The sequence below is a fragment of the Tardiphaga sp. GW821-FHT12E02 genome (assembly GCF_058807155.1).
The window spans coordinates 4,170,151-4,182,350 of sequence record NZ_JBXAQK010000001.1 but is presented as its reverse complement, the minus strand read 5'-3'; the positions used below and the strand labels follow the sequence as shown (position 1 = coordinate 4,182,350).

Genomic DNA, 12,200 nt, shown 5'->3' with positions numbered 1-12,200 from the left:
AGCCATGGCTGAAATGAAGACCAGCGATATCCGCGCTATGAGCCAGGACCAGATGGACGATGCCGTCCTCAACCTGAAGAAAGAGCGCTTCAACCTGCGTTTCCAGCGCGCCACCGGGCAGCTGGAAAACACCTCGCGCCTGCGTGAAGCTCGCCGCGACATCGCACGTATCAAGACCATCGCCGCGCAGAAGCGCGACGGCAAGTCGAAGTAAGGGGCCGCACATGCCGAAACGTACTCTGCAGGGCGTGGTCGTCAGCGACAAGCAGGCGAAGACCATCGTGGTCCGCGTTGACCGTCGCTTCACACACCCGATCTACAAGAAGACCATTCGCCGCTCGAAGAACTATCACGCGCATGACGAGAACAACCAGTTCAAGCCAGGCGACACCGTGTGGATCGAAGAGAGCAAGCCGATCTCGAAGTTGAAGCGCTGGACGGTTGTCCGGGGCGAACAGAAAACTGCTTAATCCGCGCTTAGCGCATAATCAGAGGACGAGGTGCATCAATGATTCAGATGCAGACCAACCTCGACGTGGCCGATAATTCAGGCGCACGCCGTGTCATGTGCATCAAGGTGATTGGGGGATCCAAGCGCCGTTATGCATCCGTTGGCGACGTTATTGTCGTATCGATCAAGGAAGCCATCCCGCGCGGGAAGGTGAAGAAGGGCGACGTCATGAAGGCCGTCGTGGTGCGTGTCCGCAAGGACATCCGCCGTCCGGACGGATCCGTCATCCGCTTCGATCGCAACGCAGCCGTGCTGATCAACAATCAGTCCGAGCCGATCGGGACCCGTATCTTTGGGCCCGTGCCGCGCGAGCTGCGCGCCAAGAACCACATGAAGATCATTTCGCTTGCGCCGGAGGTGCTGTAATGGCTGCCAAGATCCGCAAGGGTGACAAAGTCATCGTTCTGACCGGTCGCGACAAGGGTCGCACCGGTGAGGTGTTCGAAGTGCGCCCGACCGAAGGCAAGGCGCTGGTTCGCGGCGTCAACCTGGTGAAGCGTCACCAGAAGCAGTCGCAGACCCAGGAAGGCGGCATCATCTCGAAAGAGGCGCCGATCCAGCTGTCGAATATCGCTATCGTTGGTGCGGACGGCAAGCCGACCCGCGTCGGTTTCAAGATTCAGGCAGACGGCACCAAGGTGCGTGTCGCCAAGCGTTCGGGAGCAGAGATCTGATGTCTGAGACCGCATACACTCCGCGCCTGCGCGCACAGTATGACGAGAGCATTCGCGCCAAGCTGATCGAACAGTTCGGCTACGAGAACGTCATGCAGGTTCCGCGCCTGGACAAGATCGTCCTCAACATGGGCGTTGGCGAAGCCGTCAACGACCGCAAGAAGGCCGAAACCGCCGCTGCCGACCTGTCCCTGATCGCGGGTCAGAAGGCTGTGGTGACCTATTCGCGCGTTGCTATCGCGACCTTCAAGCTGCGTGAAAACCAGCCGATCGGCGCCAAGGTGACGTTGCGTAAAGCAAAGATGTACGAGTTCATCGATCGTTTGGTGAACGTCGCCCTGCCGCGCGTCCGCGACTTCCGCGGCCTCAATGGCAAGAGCTTCGACGGCCGTGGCAACTACTCGCTCGGTCTCAAGGAGCACATCATTTTCCCGGAAATCGATTTCGATAAAGCCGGGGATTCGCCGTTGGGCATGGACATCACGGTGTGCACGACCGCACGCACGGATGACGAAGCCCGCGCTTTGTTGACCGCTTTCAATTTCCCGTTCCGGCAGTGAGCAGCTTCACAGCTTCTCAAACGCGGTAACCCAGGAGCCAAGCATGGCAAAGAAGAGTTCAATCGAAAAGAACAACCGTCGGAAGAAGATGTCCGCGAACGCTGCGCCGAAGCGCGCGCGTCTCAAGGCCATCATCGCCGACAAGGAAAAGCCGATGGAAGAGCGGTTCGCCGCGACCCTGAAGCTTGCCGAGATGCCCCGCAATTCGTCCGTGGTTCGCGTCATGAACCGCTGCGAAGTGACCGGTCGTCCGCACTCGGTCTATCGTCTCAACAAGCTCAGCCGTATCGCGCTGCGTGAACTCGGCTCCAAGGGCCTGGTTCCCGGCCTGGTCAAGTCGAGCTGGTAAGGGGAGGGTCGCACATGTCCACACACGATCCGATCAGCGATCTCATCACCCGCATCCGCAATGCGCAGATGCGCACCAAGTCCAAGGTTTCGACCCCGGGCTCCAAGATGCGCGCCAACGTGCTCGAAGTTCTGAAGACCGAAGGTTACATCCGTGACTTCGCTTCGATCGAGCATGCCAATGGCCGCTCCGAGCTCGAAATCGAACTGAAGTATTTCGATGGCGAGCCGGTCATCCGCGAGATCTCGCGCGTGTCCAAGCCGGGCCGCCGCGTTTACGTCTCCGTGAAGAACCTGCCGCGCGTTCGTAACGGGCTTGGCATTTCGGTTCTGTCGACGCCGAAGGGAATTATGGCTGACCACGCCGCGCGAGACGCGAATGTGGGCGGCGAAGTTCTCTTCACGGTGTTCTGAGGAAGGATAGCTCATGTCCCGTGTAGGCAAGAAGCCCGTCGCGATCGCCTCTGGCGTTACCGCGAATATCGAAGGGCAGACCGTCAAGGTGAAGGGCCCGAAGGGCGCTCTTCAGTTCGTCGTCCACGACGACGTCTCGGTCGAATTGAAGGACGGCAAGATCACCGTCGCTCCGCGTGCCGAAACCAAGCGCGCGCGTTCACTCTATGGTACCGCCCGCGCGCAGATCTCGAATCTGCTCGAAGGCGTCACCAAGGGCTTCGAGAAGAAGCTCGAGATCACCGGCGTCGGTTACCGCGCCGCGCTCCAGGGCAAGAACCTGCAGCTCGCGCTCGGCTACAGCCACGACGTGGTCTACCAGATTCCGGAAGGCATCACGATCACGGTTCCCAAGCCGACCGAGATCAATGTCGCCGGTATCGACTCGCAACGCGTCGGTCAGGTTGCTGCAGAGATCCGCAGCTATCGTCCGCCGGAGCCCTATAAGGGCAAGGGCGTTCGTTATTCCGACGAATTTATCTTCCGCAAGGAAGGCAAGAAGAAGTAACGGAGCGGGTCATGTCGAAACTCAAGATTACGAATGCCCGGCGCAAGCAGCGCGTCCGTCTGGCCATTCGCCGCAATGCCAATGGTCGTCCGCGTCTGTCGGTGTTCCGTTCGTCGAAGCACATCTATGCGCAGGTCATCGACGACCTGAAGGGCGAGACGCTGGCTTCGGCTTCGTCGCTGGAGAAGGGTCTCCGCGATGGTGGCAAGACCGGTGCGGATGTCGATGCGGCGCAGGCCGTCGGCAAGCTCCTCGCCGAGCGCGCCGTCAAGAATGGCGTCAAGGAAGTGATCTTCGATCGTGGGCAGTATCTGTACCACGGTCGCGTCAAGGCGCTGGCAGATGCCGCTCGCGAAGGCGGGCTGAGCTTCTAAGCGTTTTGTATTCAACGAATTGAACGGACACAGAAGCGAAAGCTTCGCAAAGATTGGAAAACACCATGGCAGGTGAACGCGAACGCGGCGGACGCGACCGGGGCCCCCGGGAAGAGCGTGATAGCGAATTCGTCGACAAGCTCGTCCACATCAACCGTGTGGCGAAGGTCGTTAAGGGCGGTAAGCGTTTCGGCTTCGCCGCGCTGGTCGTCATCGGCGATCAGAAGGGTCGGGTTGGTTTCGGTCACGGTAAGGCCCGTGAAGTTCCGGAAGCGATCCGCAAGGCAACCGACAGCGCCAAGCGCAACCTGACGCGCGTCGCTCTGCGCGAAGGCCGCACGCTGCATCACGATATCGCTGGCCGCCACGGTGCGGGCCGCGTCTATCTGCGTGCAGCGCCGGCCGGTACCGGCATCATCGCTGGTGGCCCGATGCGCGCCGTGTTCGAGACGCTCGGCATCCAGGACGTTGTCGCCAAGTCGGTCGGCTCGTCGAATCCGTACAACATGGTTCGCGCCACTTTCGACGCGCTGAAGCATCAGGATTCGCCGCGTTCGGTCGCCGCTCGTCGTAACCTCAAGGTTTCTACTCTGCAGTCGCGCCGCGTTGGCACCGATGCGGAAGTGGTTGCCGAGTAAGCCTGACTTCGGAGTATGACGATGGCCAAGGCCGCTACAAAGACAATCAAGGTGGAGCAGATCGCCAGCGCGATCCGCCGTCACCACTCGCAGCGCTCGACCCTGGTCGGCCTGAAGCTCAACAAGATCGGCCGCGTGACCGAACTTCAGGACTCTCCTGAAGTGCGCGGCATGATCGCCAAGGTGCAGCACCTCGTCCGCGTGGTCGAGGACTAAGGACTTTCACGTCGTCTCAAGCCGGCCACACGGTTGCCGCAAGGATGACACTGGTTTTTCGGCAGAAATGGCCTTTCAGGCCGCTCCGGAAGGGCAGGACGCAACAGGAAACAGAACGATGAAGCTCAGCGATATCGCCGATAACGCCGGCTCCCGTAAGAAGCGTATGCGCATCGGCCGCGGCATTGGCTCCGGCAAGGGCAAGACCGGCGGCCGTGGCGGCAAGGGCCAGACCGCACGTTCGGGCGTGCGCATCAAGGGCTTCGAAGGCGGTCAGATGCCGTTGCATCGCCGTCTGCCGAAGCGCGGTTTCAACAATATCTTCCGTCTCGACTTCACCGAGATCAACCTGGATCGTCTCCAGGATGCGATCGAGAGCAAGAAGCTCGATGCGTCGGGTACGATCACCGCAGCCTCGCTGGTCGAAGCCGGCGTGATCCGCCGCGTCAAGGACGGCGTGCGCGTGCTCGGCCGTGGCGAAATCAAGGCCAAGCTGGTTCTTGAAGTTGCCGGTGCGTCGAAGTCGGCGATCGAAGCGATCGAGAAGGCCGGCGGCAAGGTGACCATCCTTGCGCCCGCCAAGAAGGAAGACGGCGAAGCCGCCTGATGCCTGCGCGCCGCCTGCGTCAGCAGGCGGCCTTGCGCGGTGTTCGGGTAGATTTTATCTCCGCTAGATTCTATCACTACCGAGCATCAAATAACGTCCGGCCTCGACCGGTGTCGCGATCACGCTGACACCGCGGTTCTTGAGGTGCGGGAGAAAGTCCGACATGGCCTCCGCAGCAGAGCAACTCGCCTCCAATCTCAACTTTGCCGCGCTCGGCAAGGCCGAAGAACTGAAGAAGCGCATCTGGTTCACACTGGGTGCGCTGCTTGTTTATCGGCTTGGTACCTATATTCCGCTGCCCGGCATCGATCCGTCGGCATGGGAGCAGGTGTTCCGCCAGCAGGCCGGCGGCATCCTCGGCATGTTCAACATGTTCGCGGGTGGCGGCATCAATCGCATGGCGATTTTTGCGCTGAATATCATGCCGTATATCTCGGCATCGATCATCATCCAGCTTCTGACCACCGTGTCGCCGCAGCTTGAAGCCCTCAAGAAAGAGGGGGAAGCTGGCCGCAAGACGCTGAACCAGTATACCCGCTACCTGACCGTCATCCTGGCTGCGTTCCAGTCCTACGCCATCGCGGCGGGGCTGCAGAGCGCCGGCAATGTCGTCAGCGAGCCCGGCATCTTCTTCCTGATCTCGGCGTCGGTGACGCTGACCGGCGGCACCATGTTCCTGATGTGGCTGGGTGAGCAGATCACGTCCCGCGGCATCGGCAACGGCATCTCGCTGATCATCCTGGCCGGCATCGTGGCCGAACTGCCGGCGGCGATCGCCAACATGCTCGAACTCGGCCGCCAGGGCGCGTTGTCGACCGGCCTGATCCTGGTCGTGATCGTGATGGCCGTCGTCGTGATCGCCTTCATCGTCTTCGTGGAACGCGCCCAGCGCCGCCTGCTGATCCAGTATCCGAAGCGTCAGGTCGGCAACAAGATGTTCGAAGGCCAGTCCTCGCATCTGCCGCTGAAGCTGAACACGTCGGGCGTGATCCCGCCGATCTTCGCATCGTCGCTGCTGCTGCTGCCCGCCACCATTGCCAGCTTCAATGCAGGCAAGGGACCGGAGTGGTTCCAGATGATCACCACGCAGCTCAGCCACGGCCGTCCGCTGTTCCTGGTGCTGTATGTCTCGCTGATCGTGTTCTTCGCGTTCTTCTATACGGCGATCGTGTTCAATCCGACCGAGACCGCCGACAATCTGAAGAAGCATGGCGGCTTCATTCCGGGCATCCGTCCGGGTGAGCGGACCGCGGAATATATCGACTACGTGCTGTCGCGTATCACTGTGGTCGGCGCTGCCTATCTGGCGATCGTCTGCTTGATCCCGGAAATCATGATCTCCTATGCTGCAGTCCCGTTCTACTTTGGCGGCACCTCGCTGCTGATCGTGGTCAGCGTGACCATGGATACGGTCGCCCAGGTGCAGGGCCACTTGCTGGCGCACCAGTATGAAGGTTTGATCCGCAAGTCGAAGCTGAAGGGCCGCCGTAAATGAGACTGATTCTTCTCGGGCCGCCGGGGGCGGGCAAGGGAACACAGGCACAGCGTCTCGTGATGCGTCACGGGATCGTGCAGCTCTCGACGGGCGACATGCTCCGTGCAGCCGTGGCTGCCGAGACCGAGATCGGTCTCAAGGCAAAGGACATCATGGCCGCTGGCGGTCTGGTGCCCGACGAGGTGGTGATCGGAATCATTTCGGATCGCATCGAGCAGGCGGATGCCTCCAATGGCTTCATCCTCGACGGCTTCCCGCGCACCGTGCCGCAGGCCGAAGCGCTGGATGTGTTGCTGAAGTCCAAGGGCCTCAATCTGGACGCCGCGGTCGAGCTGCGCGTCAATGAGAGCGCGCTGATTGAGCGCGTGGAAACGCGCGTCGCCGAAATGATGGCGCGTGGCGAGGCCGTTCGTGCGGACGATACGCCGGAGGTGCTGTCGAAGCGCCTGGCTGCCTATCGCGCGTCCACCGAGCCGCTGATCGATTACTATTCCGAGAAGCGCAAGCTGATCACCATCAATGGCATGATGTCCATCGACGAGGTGACGCTGGAAATCGACCGCGTGCTCGCTGCGATTCGCGACGATAGCGGTTCGGCCAAGGCTGCCAAGAAGGTGCCGGCCAAGAAGTCGGCCGCGCCGAAAAAGGCCGCCAAAGCCAAGGCCCCGGCAAAGAAGGCTGTGAAGGCTCCGGCAAAGAAGACCAAGGTCGCTAAAAAGGCGGCCAAGAAGGTGGTCAAGAAGACCGCCAAAAAGGCCGTGAAAGCGCCAAAGAAGGCCGGCAAAGCCGCTTCCAAGGCCAAAACGACGAAATCCACCAAGAAAGCCGTCAAAAAGGCGGCCAAAACGGTGAAAAAGACGGTCAAAAAGGCCGTCACGAAAGTCGCCAAGAAATCAGCCAAGTCCGTGCGAAAGCTCGCGAAAAAGCGAGCGAAGCGCTAGGGGCGGTTGACGTACCTGAGTTGTGTCTCTAAATACGGCCCTCATCCAGTCGGAAGATTCCAGACGATGCCGGGCCCCACTGAGTTGAGGGACGGGCGTCGTATTCGCGCATTGTGAATGCCCGCCCGACAAAATGAAGATAATGCCAGTTCATGATCGGCTGGTGACAGGAGAGAAGTTGTGGCCCGTATCGCCGGTGTAAACATCCCGACCAACAAGCGCGTCCTGATCGCGCTGCAGTACATTCATGGTATCGGCCAGAAGAACGCTGCCGACATCATCGAGAAGGTGAAGATCGCTGAAGATCGTCGCGTCAATCAGCTGAGCGACGCTGAAGTGCTTCAGATCCGTGAAGTCATCGACCGCGACTATCTGGTCGAGGGCGATCTCCGTCGCGAGACGGGCATGAACATCAAGCGTCTGATGGACCTCGGCTGCTATCGCGGCCTGCGTCATCGTCGCGGTCTGCCGGTTCGTGGCCAGCGCACGCATACCAATGCGCGCACCCGCAAGGGTCCGGCCAAGGCCATCGCAGGCAAGAAGAAGTAATTTAGCGCTGACCGCGGGCAGGGAGTGGCGATGACGTCGCCGCTCCCTTCTCGTCGTTTGCATTTTTCGGTGTAGCCGCTGGCAATACGGCGGCGTTGATATCTCTAGAAAGGTCTACAATGGCAAAGGAAGCCACCCGCGTCCGTCGTCGCGAACGCAAGAACATCGCGTCGGGCGTCGCCCACGTGAACTCGTCGTTCAACAACACCACCATCACCATCACCGACGCGCAGGGCAACACCATTGCCTGGTCCTCGGCTGGCACGATGGGCTTCAAGGGCTCGCGCAAGTCGACCCCGTATGCCGCGCAGGTCGCTGCTGAAGACGCGTCCAAGAAGGCGCAGGAACACGGTATGCGCACCCTCGAAGTCGAGGTTGGCGGTCCGGGTTCGGGTCGTGAATCGGCGCTCCGCGCGCTGCAGGCCGCCGGCTTCACCGTCACCTCGATCCGTGACGTGACCTCGGTGCCGCACAACGGCTGCCGCCCGCGCAAGCGTCGTCGCGTTTAATATTTATATGAATTGCGGGTGGCTCGGCCGCCCGCAATTGCGTTTGCCTTATCTTTACGCGGACTTATTCCGCGATCTCCAAGCCAGAGAGTTCGATGGCCATGGGTGACCCAGTGACGATCCAGAAAAATTGGCAAGAGCTTATCCGCCCCAACAAGCTGCAGGTGACCCCTGGCAGCGATCCGACCCGTTTCGCGACCCTCGTCGCTGAGCCGCTCGAGCGTGGTTTCGGCCAGACCCTCGGCAACGCGCTGCGCCGCATTCTTCTGTCGTCGCTGCAGGGCGCTGCCGTGCAGGCCGTGCACATCGACGGCGTGCTGCATGAATTCTCCTCGATCGCCGGCGTGCGTGAAGACGTCACCGACATCGTGCTGAACGTGAAGGACATCGCGATCAAGATGCAGGGCGAAGGCCCGAAGCGTATGGTCGTGAAGAAGCAGGGTCCGGGCGCCGTCACCGCTGGCGACATCCAGACCGTCGGCGACGTCACCGTCCTCAATCCCGACCTGCAGCTCTGCACCCTCGACGATGGCGCTGAAATCCGCATGGAATTCACCGTTGCCGGCGGCAAGGGCTATGTCGCTGCCGAGCATAACCGTCCGGAAGACGCGCCGATCGGCCTGATCCCGGTCGACAGCCTGTATTCGCCGGTCCGCAAGGTCAGCTACAAGGTCGAGAACACCCGTGAGGGCCAGATCCTCGACTACGACAAGCTCACCATGACCATCGAGACCAACGGCGCGCTGACGCCCGAGGACGCGGTTGCCTATTCGGCCCGCATCCTGCAGGACCAGCTCAACGTGTTCGTGAACTTCGAAGAGCCCCGCAAGGAAGTCGCTCAGGAAGTCATTCCGGATCTCGCTTTCAACCCGGCTTTCCTCAAGAAGGTGGACGAGCTCGAGCTCTCGGTGCGTTCGGCAAACTGCCTGAAGAACGACAACATCGTTTACATTGGCGACCTCGTGCAGAAGTCGGAAGCGGAAATGCTTCGTACCCCGAACTTCGGCCGCAAGTCGCTGAACGAAATCAAGGAAGTGCTGGCCCAGATGGGTCTGCATCTCGGCATGGAAGTGCCCGGTTGGCCGCCGGAAAATATCGACGAGCTGGCCAAGCGCTTCGAAGACCACTACTGAGCACTTCCCGCGTCATTCCGGACGCAGCGTAGCTGCGATCCGGAAGCTCGAAGTGTTTTGCTTTACGATCATCTCGACGAGATTCCGGATCGCTGCTGCGCAGCGTCCGGAATGACGCAAGGTGAGGGCGAACGCAGGCAGCCCACCTGCAACATGATGTCCGACGAACCGTCGCGGCAATTGAATAGAGGACTACTTCCATGCGTCACGGCAAGGTTCATCGCAAACTCAACCGCACCGCCGAGCACCGCAAGGCGATGTTCGCCAACATGTGCGCGTCGCTGATCAAGCACGAGCAGATCGTCACCACGCTGCCGAAGGCCAAGGAGCTCCGCCCGATCGTGGAGAAGCTTGTCACCCTCGGCAAGAAGGGTGGCCTCGACAAGCGCCGCCAGGCGATCAGCGAGATGAAGGATCTGGATCAGGTCCGCAAGCTGTTCGACGTGCTGGCCAAGCGCTACGCCGATCGTCAGGGCGGCTACACCCGCATCATCAAGGCCGGCTTCCGCTACGGCGACAACGCCCCGATGGCCGTGATCGAATTCGTCGATCGCGACGAAGACGCCAAGGGCAAGGATTCGGGCCCGGTGCAGGGCGGCGAAGCCGAAGCGGCATAAGCTGCGGATAGATACGAGTTTTGAAAGCGGCGCCTTCGGGCGCCGTTTTTTTGTTTGTAAGGTGGGCACGCTGCGCTTTGCCCACCTTACAGTCGCTCACCGCCGCGTGACCGTCATTGCGACTCCACATCCCAGTTCCGATATCAGCTCCACCCTCACTCATGGAGCATCCAATGAAGATCGATCTCACCGGCAAGACTGCACTCGTCACAGGCTCCACCGCAGGCATTGGCCTTGCCATTGCAAAGGGCCTCGCTGGCACCGGCGCTGATGTCGTGGTCAACGGCCGCAGCCAGGCCAAGGTCGATGCTGCCATCGCCACGATCGCGAAGGCGGTCCCCGGCGCCAAGGTGAAAGGCGTTGCGGCTGACGTCTCGACCGCCGAGGGCTGCAAGGCTCTGGTTGCCGCGCTGCCTGACGTCGATATCCTCATCAACAATGCCGGCATCTTCGAGCCCAAGGGCTTCTTCGATATTCCGGATGAAGACTGGACGCGCTTCTTCGACGTCAATGTGATGTCGGGCGTCCGGCTGTCGCGCGCTTATATGCAGGGCATGTTGAAGCGCAATTGGGGGCGTATCGTTTTCATCTCGTCGGAGTCCGGCCTCAATATTCCGAGCGAGATGATCCATTACGGCATGTCGAAGACGGCGCAGCTGTCGATCTCACGCGGTCTCGCCGAACTCACCAAAGGCACGGCGGTGACCGTGAACTCGGTGCTGCCAGGGCCGACCATGTCGGAAGGCGTCGAGACGTTCGTGAAGGATCTTGCCAAGCAGAAGGGTGAGTCGGTCGAGGAAGCCGCAACGAATTTCGTTAAGCAAAACCGTCCGACCTCGCTGATCCAGCGTTTTGCCAGCGTCGATGAGATCGCCAACATGGTCGTCTTCGTGAGTTCGAAGGAAGCGTCGGTCACCAATGGCGCCGCGCTGCGGGCCGAAGGCGGCATCGTGCAGACGATCGCTTGACACATCAGCGCGCCTTCTCTGAAGGCGCGCTGATCATTTTCTGAAATTTGCAATACGTCTGTCTCCGCCGCTTCTCCTGCAGTTGAGGGTATGATTTTCTGGTCGTCTATCGGCTGGAATTCGACCTTGGGGGCATGTGTGCGGAGACGGATCATGGGAGCGCTGCTGGCGCTCTGGGCGACAACTGCGACGGCGGAGACGCTGGTCGAGCGCGGCGCCTATCTTGCCGACGTCATGACCTGCCACAATTGCCATACGCCGCGCGGAGCAAGCGGGTTCGACGTCTCGCGCGTGCTGTCAGGTGGTCAGCAATTATTCGATGAACCGGCCTTCAAGGTCTCCGGAGCGAATATCACGCCGGACAAGGAAACAGGCATCGGTCATTGGACCGATGCCCAGCTCAAGACATTCCTGGTCACTGGTACGAAGCCCGACGGAATCGACGCCGCACCGATCATGCCGACGGCGTTCTATCCGGTGCTGACGCCGCGCGATCTGGACGCGCTTGTCGCCTATTTGCGTTCGGTCCCCGCGGTTCGCCGCGAGATGCCGACGCCTGAATATCGCGTGAAGCTCGAGCGGGAAAAGCCGCCATATGTCGGGGCGCAGATGCGGGATGCGGACATGACCGATCCGCTCAAGCGGGGCCGCTATCTCGTCGCCATCGCGCATTGCCTGGAATGTCATACACCTCGAACCCCAGGCGGGCACGACTATGCAGGCGCTGCAGGCAAGGGCGGCAAATTGTTCAAAGGGCCGTGGGGACAGGTCATCTCTGCGGATATCACATCGAGTCCGGCCGATGGTCTTGGCCAATGGCGTGACGATGAAATTCGTCGAGCAATCACCGAAGGTATTTCACGCGACGGGCGCAAGCTGAAGCCGCCGATGGGTTACGCTTCATATGCAAAGATGACGCGGCAGGATCAGGATGCGATCGTTGCGTTCTTGCGGACACTGCCGCCGCGCTAGCCCGCTGCATCATCGTAACACAAAAGGCGGCGCCGGAGCGCCGCCTTCATTCATGATGGGGCCGAGGGCATTCAGCCCCTTAGCCTGGAGGTTACCGAAGCGCCTCGCGCTTACCAGGCGGGCTTGA

The 12,200-nt window shown here is 60.8% G+C and carries 20 protein-coding genes; all 20 read left to right on the top strand.

Features of this window, described 5'->3' with window-relative positions; genetic code table 11:
* Positions 1 to 4 precede the first annotated feature (4 nt).
* The 20 genes from rpmC to AC1RQ5_RS19765 all read left to right on the top strand — a co-directional run bounded on the left by rpmC (position 5) and on the right by AC1RQ5_RS19765 (position 12,073).
* Positions 5 to 214 carry a 50S ribosomal protein L29 gene (gene rpmC / locus AC1RQ5_RS19860; RefSeq protein ID WP_211909022.1) on the top strand — a complete coding sequence of 70 codons (210 nt, stop codon included), beginning with the start codon at positions 5 to 7 and terminating at the stop codon, positions 212 to 214.
* Between the two features lie 10 nt (positions 215 to 224).
* Positions 225 to 470 (top strand): 30S ribosomal protein S17, encoded by a 246-nt coding sequence (gene rpsQ / locus AC1RQ5_RS19855; RefSeq protein ID WP_398471761.1) that lies wholly within the window; start codon positions 225 to 227, stop codon positions 468 to 470.
* A 38-nt stretch (positions 471 to 508) separates the two neighbouring features.
* On the top strand, positions 509 to 877 hold the full coding sequence (gene rplN / locus AC1RQ5_RS19850; protein ID WP_068731479.1) for a 50S ribosomal protein L14: 369 nt from the start codon (positions 509 to 511) through the stop codon (positions 875 to 877).
* A complete protein-coding gene (gene rplX, locus AC1RQ5_RS19845; RefSeq protein ID WP_398481267.1) occupies positions 877 to 1,185 on the top strand; it encodes a 50S ribosomal protein L24 in 309 nt (102 codons plus the stop codon). Before rplN ends, rplX begins: the two co-directional genes overlap by 1 nt.
* Positions 1,185 to 1,745, top strand: a complete 561-nt coding sequence (rplE, locus tag AC1RQ5_RS19840) for a 50S ribosomal protein L5 (protein WP_398481268.1) — start codon at positions 1,185 to 1,187, stop codon at positions 1,743 to 1,745. The genes rplX and rplE overlap by 1 nt, the downstream gene beginning before the upstream one ends.
* A 43-nt stretch (positions 1,746 to 1,788) precedes the next feature.
* Positions 1,789 to 2,094, top strand: coding sequence for a 30S ribosomal protein S14 (gene rpsN / locus AC1RQ5_RS19835; RefSeq protein ID WP_398481270.1), 306 nt, complete (start codon positions 1,789 to 1,791; stop codon positions 2,092 to 2,094).
* A gap of 14 nt (positions 2,095 to 2,108) precedes the next feature.
* The gene (rpsH, locus tag AC1RQ5_RS19830) at positions 2,109 to 2,507 is read left to right on the top strand and encodes a 30S ribosomal protein S8 (RefSeq protein ID WP_398481273.1); all 399 of its coding nucleotides are present in this window, start codon (positions 2,109 to 2,111) and stop codon (positions 2,505 to 2,507) included.
* A gap of 13 nt (positions 2,508 to 2,520) precedes the next feature.
* Positions 2,521 to 3,054: a 50S ribosomal protein L6 gene (gene rplF / locus AC1RQ5_RS19825; protein ID WP_493201185.1), complete on the top strand. Its 534-nt coding sequence runs from the start codon at positions 2,521 to 2,523 to the stop codon at positions 3,052 to 3,054.
* An 11-nt stretch (positions 3,055 to 3,065) separates the two neighbouring features.
* Positions 3,066 to 3,428, top strand: a complete 363-nt coding sequence (gene rplR / locus AC1RQ5_RS19820; RefSeq protein ID WP_211909014.1) for a 50S ribosomal protein L18 — start codon at positions 3,066 to 3,068, stop codon at positions 3,426 to 3,428.
* A gap of 65 nt (positions 3,429 to 3,493) precedes the next feature.
* Positions 3,494 to 4,066 (top strand): 30S ribosomal protein S5, encoded by a 573-nt coding sequence (gene rpsE, locus AC1RQ5_RS19815; RefSeq protein WP_398471755.1) that lies wholly within the window; start codon positions 3,494 to 3,496, stop codon positions 4,064 to 4,066.
* Between the two features lie 21 nt (positions 4,067 to 4,087).
* A complete protein-coding gene (rpmD, locus tag AC1RQ5_RS19810; RefSeq protein WP_398481278.1) occupies positions 4,088 to 4,282 on the top strand; it encodes a 50S ribosomal protein L30 in 195 nt (64 codons plus the stop codon).
* A 118-nt stretch (positions 4,283 to 4,400) separates the two neighbouring features.
* Complete coding sequence (gene rplO, locus AC1RQ5_RS19805) at positions 4,401 to 4,889, top strand: 50S ribosomal protein L15 (RefSeq protein ID WP_398481280.1); 489 nt, start codon at positions 4,401 to 4,403, stop codon at positions 4,887 to 4,889.
* A 163-nt stretch (positions 4,890 to 5,052) separates the two neighbouring features.
* On the top strand, positions 5,053 to 6,384 hold the full coding sequence (gene secY, locus AC1RQ5_RS19800; RefSeq protein WP_398481282.1) for a preprotein translocase subunit SecY: 1,332 nt from the start codon (positions 5,053 to 5,055) through the stop codon (positions 6,382 to 6,384).
* On the top strand, positions 6,381 to 7,325 hold the full coding sequence (locus tag AC1RQ5_RS19795; RefSeq protein ID WP_493201182.1) for an adenylate kinase: 945 nt from the start codon (positions 6,381 to 6,383) through the stop codon (positions 7,323 to 7,325). The genes secY and AC1RQ5_RS19795 overlap by 4 nt, the downstream gene beginning before the upstream one ends.
* 180 nt (positions 7,326 to 7,505) lie before the next feature.
* Positions 7,506 to 7,874 (top strand): 30S ribosomal protein S13, encoded by a 369-nt coding sequence (gene rpsM / locus AC1RQ5_RS19790; RefSeq protein ID WP_398471748.1) that lies wholly within the window; start codon positions 7,506 to 7,508, stop codon positions 7,872 to 7,874.
* 119 nt (positions 7,875 to 7,993) lie between these two features.
* Positions 7,994 to 8,383, top strand: coding sequence for a 30S ribosomal protein S11 (gene rpsK / locus AC1RQ5_RS19785; RefSeq protein ID WP_398481287.1), 390 nt, complete (start codon positions 7,994 to 7,996; stop codon positions 8,381 to 8,383).
* 101 nt (positions 8,384 to 8,484) lie between these two features.
* Positions 8,485 to 9,516 carry a DNA-directed RNA polymerase subunit alpha gene (locus AC1RQ5_RS19780; protein ID WP_398481330.1) on the top strand — a complete coding sequence of 344 codons (1,032 nt, stop codon included), beginning with the start codon at positions 8,485 to 8,487 and terminating at the stop codon, positions 9,514 to 9,516.
* A 200-nt stretch (positions 9,517 to 9,716) separates the two neighbouring features.
* Entirely contained in the window at positions 9,717 to 10,133 is a 417-nt protein-coding gene (gene rplQ, locus AC1RQ5_RS19775; RefSeq protein ID WP_398481289.1) for a 50S ribosomal protein L17, read from the top strand.
* Between the two features lie 173 nt (positions 10,134 to 10,306).
* Complete coding sequence (locus tag AC1RQ5_RS19770) at positions 10,307 to 11,101, top strand: SDR family NAD(P)-dependent oxidoreductase (RefSeq protein ID WP_398481291.1); 795 nt, start codon at positions 10,307 to 10,309, stop codon at positions 11,099 to 11,101.
* A 153-nt stretch (positions 11,102 to 11,254) separates the two neighbouring features.
* On the top strand, positions 11,255 to 12,073 hold the full coding sequence (locus AC1RQ5_RS19765) for a c-type cytochrome (protein WP_493201179.1): 819 nt from the start codon (positions 11,255 to 11,257) through the stop codon (positions 12,071 to 12,073).
* The last annotated feature ends 127 nt before the right edge of the window (positions 12,074 to 12,200 follow it).